We start from the raw sequence: 9385 nt of genomic DNA, 5'->3' as shown, positions 1-9385 counted from the left end.
TGCAGGAAAGTTCCTACAGCATGCGGTAGGCCCTTCCGGCTGTCACAGCCTGCCGACAGTGCTAAGGTTCTGCCTTGGCTTTTGTACTTTTCCAAGGAAGCTTTTATGCCGGACGCCTCGTCCCTCAACGCTGCATTCATGGTGGTCCAGAGCAATAGCCTGGACGAGCTGCGCAGCCTGGTGGTCAGCATCATGCGGCGCTACCCATTGGCTCCCTTGGAGAATGAAATCGCTCTGGTCCAAAGCAACGGTATCGCCCAATGGCTCAAGCTGGCATTGGCAGAAGATCCTGAAGAGGACGATCTCGGTGGTTGCGGAATAGCCGCTGCCATCGATGTGCAGCTTCCAGGCAGTTTCATGTGGCAGCTCTACCGTATGGTGTTGGGCCGAGATGAAATCCCCGCAACATCCCTGCTCGACAAAGCTCCCCTGACCTGGCGGCTGATGCGCCTGTTGCCGCAAGTGATTGATCGCCCCCATTTCGAACCGCTACAACGCTTCCTCACCCATGACACCGACTTGCGCAAGCGCTACCAGTTGTCCGAGCGCCTGGCAGACCTGTTTGACCAATATCAGGTGTATCGGGCCGACTGGCTCGAAGATTGGGCCGAGGGCCGGCATCAGTTACGTAATGTTCGAGGCGAGATAAAGCCACTGCCTCCAGTCAGTTGCTGGCAGGCTGAATTGTGGCGTGCTCTTTTGGAAGATGTCGGTGAGCAAGGCATGGCCCAGAGCCGCGCCGGTGTTCATCAACGATTTATCGAGTGCATAAATTCCCTCGAACATGCACCAGCAGGACTACCCTCGCGGGTGATCGTGTTCGGTATATCCTCGTTGCCCGCCCAGGTGCTTGAAGCGTTGGCCGGACTCGCACGTTTCAGTCAGGTGCTGTTGTGTGTACACAACCCTTGCCGACACCACTGGGCCGATATCGTCGCCGACAAGGATCTGCTGCGTCATCAATACAAGCGTCAGAGCCGCAAGAACGGCATGCCGGTCGTACTCGATCCTGAAACGTTGCACCAACATGCTCATCCGCTGCTCGCCGCCTGGGGCAAGCAAGGCCGCGACTATATCAACCTGCTCGACAGTTACGATGACCCCAACAGCTATCGCGCGGCGTTTCGTGATGGGCGCATTGATCTGTTCAGCGAAAATCAGCCACATAACATGCTCAACCAACTTCAGGACGACATCCTCGAGTTGCGGCCACTCAATGAAACGCGTGAGCGCTGGCCTGCCGTTGACTTGACGCAGGATGGGTCGATCCGCTTCCACATAGCCCACAGTGCCCAGCGCGAAGTGGAAATCCTTCACGACCAGTTACTCGCACGCTTCAGCGCCAATCCAGATCTGCGCCCACGAGATGTAATTGTGATGGTGCCGGACATCGACAGCTATGCGCCGCATATCCGGGCGGTGTTCGGACAGCTGAATCGACATGATCCACGCTTCATTCCATTTACCTTGGCCGACCAGGGCCAGCGGGGCCGCGATCCGTTGTTGATTGCTGTCGAGCACCTGCTGAAGCTGCCCGATAGTCGTTTCCCGGTGAGCGAGATCCTCGATCTGCTCGACGTCCCTGCGTTGCGCGCCCGATTTGGCGTACAAGAGCGTGATTTGCCTACTCTGCATCGCTGGATCGAAGGAGCAGGCGTGCGCTGGGGAATGAACGCCGGGCAACGTGCCGGCCTGGGCTTGCCGGATGAGCTTGAACAGAACAGCTGGCATTTCGGTTTGCGGCGGATGTTGTTGGGGTACGCAGTTGGCAGCTCCAGCGCCTGTGCCGGTATCGAACCCTACGATGAAATCGGTGGTCTGGATGCTGCGTTGATCGGTCCGTTGGTTGCCCTGCTCGATGCATTGGAACTGGCCCATCACGAACTCACTCAAGTCGCTCAGCCTAAGGTGTGGGGCCAGCGCCTGCAAATCCTGATGCAGCTGTTTTTCAAGGCCAGTAACGAGCACGACGATTATCTGCTCACGCAACTTGAGGAGTTGCGCGAAACCTGGCTGCAGACCTGTGAATCCGTTGGGTTGGTCGATGAATTGCCGCTGACGGTGGTTCGCGAAGCCTGGCTCGCGGGGCTGGATCAGGGGCGTCTGTCCCAGCGTTTTCTCGCCGGCGCAGTAAACTTTTGCACGCTGATGCCCATGCGGGCGATCCCGTTCAAGCTTGTCTGTTTGCTGGGGATGAACGATGGCGATTATCCCCGGGCGCAACCCCCGCTGGATTTCGACCTCATGGGCAGTGACTACCGGCCAGGGGACCGTTCCCGGCGTGAAGACGATCGCTATCTGTTGCTCGAGGCGCTCCTGTCTGCGCGCGATCAGCTCTACATCAGTTGGGTCGGACGCAGCATTCGCGACAACAGTGAACGGCCTGCTTCAGTTCTGATCGGCCAGTTGCGCGATCACCTCGCCAGTGGCTGGCGGTCGCTCGATGAGCATCAGGATCTGTTGACCTCCATGACTGAGGAGCATCCCCTGCAACCGTTCAGTTCGCGCTATTTCCATGAAGGCGATCAACTATTCAGTTATGCCCGTGAATGGCAGGTCTTGCACCAGGTACATGCGCCACAACATGAGATGGAGCTACTCGCGCCCCATGTTCAGGAGGAGCCGCTGAGTCTGGCTCTTCTGCAGGATTTCTTGCGTAACCCGGTCCGGCACTTTTTCACGCAGCGCCTCAAAGTGTACTTCGAGGCCGCCGAGGCGCCCCTGGCTGACGAAGAACCGTTCGTGCTGGACGCATTGCAACGCTACACATTGAGCGACAGCCTGCTCGAAGCCGCACTCCGGCAGCCGGACAATATCAATCGGGCACTCGAAGATCAGGCGCGGCGTTTGCAAAACAGCGGATTGCTGCCCATGGCCGGCTTCGGCGAATGCCTGCAACGAGAGTTGATCGAGCCGTTACCTGACTTGCTGCAACGTTACCAACACCTTCTGGCGTTATGGCCGACACCATTGACCAGCGCGCTCCCGGTCAGTCTTGAGTTGCAGGGCGTGCGTGTTGAAGGCTGGCTCGCCGGTTTGCATCAACGCGCTGACGGTGGCGTGTTGTCGGTCACGACCATTCCCAACAGCATCGGCTCGATCAAAAGTCGGAAATGGCATCGGTTGATCAAGCCGTGGGTCAATCACCTGGTGGCCTGCGCCAGCGGACTTATCCTGACCACGGCACTGGTGGCGAGTGACGATACGCTGCTGCTTGAGCCGCTGGAGAAGGATCGAGCGGTTCGTTTTCTGGGTGATCTGCTGCTCGCCTGGCAAGCCGGCATGCGCCAGCCGTTGCCGATCGCGGTCAAGACAGCCTTTGCCTGGCTTGCGCAGACTGATCCGCTCAAGGCTGAGGCGGCTGCCAGAAAAGCCTACGAAGGTGACGGCCAGACCAGTGAAGGTGAGCGCCGTGAAAGCCCTGCGCTGTCACGCCAATTCGCTGACTTTGACGCATTGAGTGCCGACGAAACATTCTCCGGTTGGTGCGACGCGTTGTATCGCCCCCTGTTTGAAGCGCCATGGCGCTCGTTGGCCAGCGAAGGGGCACGCGCATGAGTACCAAAACACCGCTGGCTCTGGCCTTCCCACTGCACGGCAGTCAACTCATCGAAGCCAGTGCGGGCACCGGCAAGACCTTTACCATTTCTGCTCTCTATCTGCGGCTGATCCTTGGCCACGGCGGCGAATCGAGCGGCTTCGGCCGTGAATTGCTGCCCCCGCAGATTCTTGTGGTGACCTTCACCGATGCCGCCACCAAGGAGCTGCGTGAAAGAATCCGTACGCGGCTGGCCGAGGCTGCGCGGTTTTTCCGTGAAGAAACCCCGGCGCCGGATGGCTTGATTGCCGAGCTGCGCGAGCAGTTTGACCCGGCACAATGGCCCGGTTGCGCCAATCGCCTGGACATCGCCGCGCAATGGATGGATGAAGCGGCCGTCTCCACCATCCACAGTTGGTGCCAGCGCATGCTGCGCGAACACGCGTTCGACAGCGGCAGCCTGTTTACCCAGTCCCTGGAAACCGATCACAGCGATCTGCTCGGTGAAGTACTGCGCGATTACTGGCGACTGTTCTGTTACCCGATGCAGGGCGACGCGCTGAACTGGGTTCGCGCTAACTGGGGCGGGCCGGCAGCGTTGTTGCCTCGAGTGCGCGGCCTGTTTGGCAGTGAGCGCGACAGTGATGACGGCAAGGCCCCTGCAGAATTGATCAATGAGTGTCTGCAAGAACGGCGTGCCGCGTTGCTCGAGCTGAAGATGCCGTGGCGTCAGTGGGCCGATGAGCTGCTGGTGATCTGTCACGAAGGCGTTGCGAGCAAAGCCGTCGATGGACGCAAGATGCAGGCGCGCTACTTCGAGCCCTGGTTCGAGAAACTCAAGGCGTGGGCCGAAGACGAGGCCATGGAGCAACTGGACATCGGCACCGGTTTCACCCGATTGACCCCTGACGGAATGGCCGAAGCCTGGAAGGGCCAGGCACCGAGTCATCCGGGTCTCGACGCGATGCCGGGGCTCAAGTCGAGCCTCGACACGCTTCCCACCCCCGATGCCGCCGTACTGCAACATGCGGCGAGATGGGTGGGCGCGCGTTTTGAGGAAGAGAAGCGTCGTCGTGCGGAAATGGGTTTCGACGACATGCTGTTGCGCCTCGATGCGGCGTTGCAATCCGACAGCGGCGAGCGCCTTGCTGCGGTGATCCGCGAGCAGTTTCCGGTTGCTCTGATCGATGAGTTTCAGGACACCGACCCGGTGCAATACCGGATTTTCGAGAGCATCTACCGCATCGAGGACAACAGTCCGGATACCGGCCTGTTCCTGATCGGTGACCCCAAGCAGGCGATCTACGCGTTCCGTGGCGCCGATATCTACACCTACCTGCGTGCGCGTCAGGCTACTGCCGGCCGCCTGCATACGCTGGGCACCAACTTCCGCTCCAGCCATGGCATGGTCGACGCGGTCAATCACGTATTCGAACGCGCCGAGTCCCGCGAGCAGGGACGCGGCGCGTTTTTGTTTCGGGAAAAAACCGGGGAAAACCCGGTGCCGTTCCAGCCTGTTGAGTCTCAGGGGCGTAAAGAGCGGCTGCAGATTGCGGGGCACGATGTCGCGGCACTGAATGTCTGGCACCTGTCGACGGATCAGCCGCTGTCAGGCGCGGTCTATCGCCAGCAATTGGCGGCGGCCTGTGCCAGCGAAATCACCGCGTTGCTCAATGGCGGACAAACCGGTGCGGCGGGATTTGTCCGCGACGGAGAAGACTTCAGAGGCTTGCGACCCTCTGACATTGCGATTCTGGTACGCGACGGCAAAGAGGCCCAAGCCGTACGCGCAGAACTCGCGGCCCGTGGCGTGCGCAGCGTTTACCTGTCGGACAAGGACTCGGTGTTCGCCGCCCAGGAAGCGCATGACCTGCTCTCCTGGCTCAAGGCCTGCGCGGAGCCGGATGTCGAGCGCTCTCTGAAGGCTGCGCTGGCTTGCATCACCCTCAATCTGCCGTTGGCTGAACTGGAACGTTTGAATCAGGACGAGTTGGTCTGGGAAGCCCGGGTCATGCAGTTTCGTGGCTATCGCGAACTGTGGCGCAAACAAGGTGTGTTGCCGATGTTACGGCGCCTGCTGCACGACTTTCACCTGCCGCAAACTCTGATCGCGCGCAGTGATGGCGAGCGGGTACTGACAAACCTTTTGCACTTGTCGGAACTGATGCAGCAGGCTGCCGCTGAGCTTGATGGCGAGCAAGCGCTGATTCGTCATCTGGCCGAGCTTCTGGCGTTGTCCGGTCAGGCCGGCGAAGAGCAGATATTGCGTCTGGAGAGTGACGAGCAACTGGTCAAGGTCGTGACCATTCACAAGTCCAAAGGGCTTGAGTATCCACTGGTGTTCCTGCCGTTCATCTGCTCGGCAAAACCGGTGGATGGCAGTCGCTTGCCGCTGCATTACCACGATGCCTCCGGCAAAGCCCAGGTGACACTGAAGCCGACCGCCGAATTGATCGCCCTGGCGGATGACGAGCGTCTGGCCGAGGACCTGCGTCTGCTCTACGTCGCCCTGACTCGCGCGCAACATGCCTGCTGGCTGGGTGTCACGGACCTCAAACGCGGTAATAACAACGGTTCGGTGCTTCATCTTTCGGCGCTTGGCTATCTCCTGGGTGGCGGCGCAAGGCTGGATGAGTCAACCGGTCTGAGCCGCTGGCTGCAGGATTTGCAACAGAACTGCACGGCCATCAGTTTGGGGGAGTTGCCTCAAGCCACTCAGGAGATCTACCGGCCCGAGCGCAACGAAGCGATCCTCAGCGCTACATTGGTGCCCAAGCGCAAGGCCAGCGAAAACTGGTGGATTGCCTCTTACAGTGCTTTGCGCATCAGTGACGTGTTGAGCGTGGGCAGCGATGAGGCGCCGGACAGTCCACAAGCGCAAAAGCTGTTTGATGATGAGCGTCTCGACCCGGATGCGCCACGCGAGATCGTCGCCGGTGGCGCCGATATTCATCGTTTTCCTCGCGGTCCGAATCCAGGAACCTTTCTTCATGGTCTGCTCGAATGGGCCGGAGACGAAGGTTTTGCCGTTCCTTTTGAAACGCTCAAGGATGCGATTGGTCGGCGCTGCAACCTGCGTGGTTGGGAGGGTTGGATCACCACCCTGAGTGATTGGCTGCAACACTTGCTCAAGTCGTCGCTGCCAACAGGTAGCGGACAGCCTCCGGTGGTTCTCGAGCAACTCAAACAGTACCGCGTCGAGATGGAGTTCTGGTTCGCCAGCCACAAGGTCGATGTTCTCAAACTCGATGAGTGGGTGCGCCAGTACACTCACAACGGTGTGGCACGAGTGGCCGCCGAGCCAGTACAGCTCAACGGCATGTTCAAAGGCTTCATCGACCTGACCTTCGAACATGAAGGGCGCTACTACGTGGCCGACTACAAATCCAACTGGCTGGGTGTCGACGATGCGGCCTATACCGAGCAAGCCATGGAGCGCTCGATTCTCGACAACCGTTATGACCTGCAATACGTGTTGTATCTGCTGGCGTTGCATCGACAACTGAAGGCGCGGTTGCCTGACTACGATTACGATCAGCATGTCGGTGGTGCGTTGTATGTGTTCCTGCGCGGGACCCGGGCAGACAGTCGCGGCGTGTATTTTGCGCGGCCGCCGCGCGAACTGATCGAGCGCCTGGATCGCCTTTTCCAGGGCAAGCCGGAACCCAAGGCCGAACCCGCATGGGAACAGGGAGTCCTGCTATGAGCCGTACCTTCGCCGATCTGTCATCGGCTATCGACAACCCGTCGAGCCTGGCGCCACTGACCAGTGCCTCGGATCTGCTGATCTTGCTTGATCGCTGGGTCGAGCGAGGCTGGCTTCGTTCGCTGGACAAGGCCTTTATCGGTTTTCTGTACGAACTCGCACCCCAGTCCGATCCACTGGTGTTGCTCGCTGCCGCACTGACCAGCCATCAACTGGGTCACGGACATGTCTGCCTCGACCTGTTCGAAACCCTCAAGGCCCCGGATTTCGCCCTGTCTTTACCTCCTGAAGGCGATGAGCAAAGTGATGTCTTGCTCCTGCCGTCGCAGTTGCTTGAAACGCTGGATGGCGCCCATTGGTGCAAGGTGCTGGCGAGCAGCGCTCTGGTTGCACTGGCTGCGGACAATAGCGAAGCGGCGCATCAGCGACCGTTGGTGCTGTCCGGCAAGCGTCTGTACCTGCGGCGCTACTGGGCCTATGAGCGGCGTATCGATGCGGCGTTACGCACACGTCTGGCCCAAGGCGAAACGCCGCCGGATGACTTGCCCCAGCGTCTCGATGAATTGTTCGGCCCCGCCAGGCCCGGAGCAGTGATCGACTGGCAGAAACTCGCCTGCGCGCTTGCCACTCGGGGAGCCTTCAGCATCATCACGGGCGGCCCGGGAACTGGCAAAACCACCACGGTGGTGCGTCTGCTCGCGCTGCTTCAGGCGCCGGCGGTGGAAGCCGGTCAGCCGTTGCGCATTCGTCTGGCGGCGCCCACGGGCAAGGCTGCTGCGCGGTTGACCGAGTCCATCAGCCAGCAAGTGCAGTCGCTGCAAGTCACCGAAGACGTGCGCGAGAAGATCCCCTGCGACGTGACCACTGTCCATCGTTTGTTGGGCAGTCGGCCCGGCACCCGACATTTCCGCCACCATGCCGGCAACCGCTTGCCGCTGGATGTGCTGGTGGTCGATGAAGCTTCCATGATCGACCTGGAAATGATGGCTAACCTGCTCGATGCGTTGCCGGCGCATGCGCGTCTGGTGTTGCTCGGTGACAAGGATCAACTCGCCTCCGTAGAGGCCGGGGCGGTGCTCGGCGATTTGTGCCGCGATGCCGAGGCGGGCTGGTACAACCCGCAGACCCGGCGGTGGCTGGAGTCGGTCAGTGGTGAGTCATTACAGGACAGTGGCCTGCACGAGGACCATGACGGCTCGCATCCTTTGGCTCAGCAACTGGTGATGTTGCGCCATTCCCGACGCTTCGGTGAAGGCAGCGGCATCGGTCAGCTGGCGCGGCGGGTCAATCAGCAGTTGCCGGAGGAGGCGCGCCAGTTGCTGGCGGCCGGTCACTATGATGACGTGTATTCCCTGCCGCTCAAGGGCGAACACGATCACACGTTCGAGCGGCTGCTGCTCGACGGTCATGGGGAAGGTCCAAAGGGTTATCGCCACTATCTGAATATCCTGCGCCAACAACGCCCGCCAGCGGAAAGACCGCTGGAGCATCCGGACTGGATCAACTGGGCGCGGGAGGTGCTGCAGGCGTTCGACACCTTCCAGTTGTTGTGTGCTGTGCGCAAGGGGCCTTGGGGCGTTGAAGGGTTGAATCTGCGGATCACCGAAACGCTGGTCAAGGCCCGCCTGATCGAGCATGACCAGCAATGGTACGAAGGCCGGCCGGTGCTGATGACCCGCAACGATTACGGTCTGGGTCTGATGAACGGCGATATTGGCATTGCCCTCAAGTTGCCCGAGCGCGAAGGCCCGGACGCCGGCAAACCGGTGCTGCGCGTGGCCTTTCCGCGTAACGATGGGCAGGGCGGTGTGCGTTTCGTGCTGCCGAGCCGGCTCAACGATGTGGAAACGGTGTACGCGATGACGGTGCACAAATCCCAGGGCTCCGAGTTCGCCCACACCGCGCTGATCCTGCCGGACGCCTTGAATCCGGTGTTGACCAAGGAATTGATCTATACCGGTATTACCCGGGCCAAACACTGGTTCACTTTGATCGAGCCCCGGGCCGGCGTGTTTGAAGAGGCGGTGCAGCGCAAGGTCAAGCGCCTGAGCGGATTGATGCTGGAACTGGAAGAAGGTGGCGAGGTTCGGGAATGAAATAACCTGATGTTCGGTGCCGATTATTGACCATCTGGTCAGCAG

At 60.2% G+C, this 9385-nt stretch carries 3 protein-coding genes; all 3 read left to right on the top strand.

All coding sequences use genetic code 11. The features are described from left to right. Positions 1 to 105 precede the first annotated feature (105 nt). From recC to recD, 3 genes are read left to right on the top strand one after another with little or no spacing between them, the layout of a single operon-like run. Positions 106 to 3558, top strand: coding sequence for an exodeoxyribonuclease V subunit gamma (gene recC, locus V3W27_RS27110; RefSeq protein WP_330207992.1), 3453 nt, complete (start codon positions 106 to 108; stop codon positions 3556 to 3558). Continuing rightward, positions 3555 to 7244: an exodeoxyribonuclease V subunit beta gene (gene recB / locus V3W27_RS27105; protein WP_330207991.1), complete on the top strand. Its 3690-nt coding sequence runs from the start codon at positions 3555 to 3557 to the stop codon at positions 7242 to 7244. Before recC ends, recB begins: the two co-directional genes overlap by 4 nt. After that, positions 7241 to 9340: an exodeoxyribonuclease V subunit alpha gene (gene recD / locus V3W27_RS27100; RefSeq protein WP_330207990.1), complete on the top strand. Its 2100-nt coding sequence runs from the start codon at positions 7241 to 7243 to the stop codon at positions 9338 to 9340. The genes recB and recD overlap by 4 nt, the downstream gene beginning before the upstream one ends. Positions 9341 to 9385: the final 45 nt, after the last annotated feature.

The organism is Pseudomonas sp. AM14(2022), from assembly GCF_036346455.1.
In the GTDB taxonomy this organism is placed as follows: Bacteria; Pseudomonadota; Gammaproteobacteria; order Pseudomonadales; family Pseudomonadaceae; genus Aquipseudomonas; species Aquipseudomonas putida_A.
The sequence above is the reverse complement of the archived record's forward strand: the minus strand, read 5'-3'. Positions and strand labels throughout refer to the sequence as shown.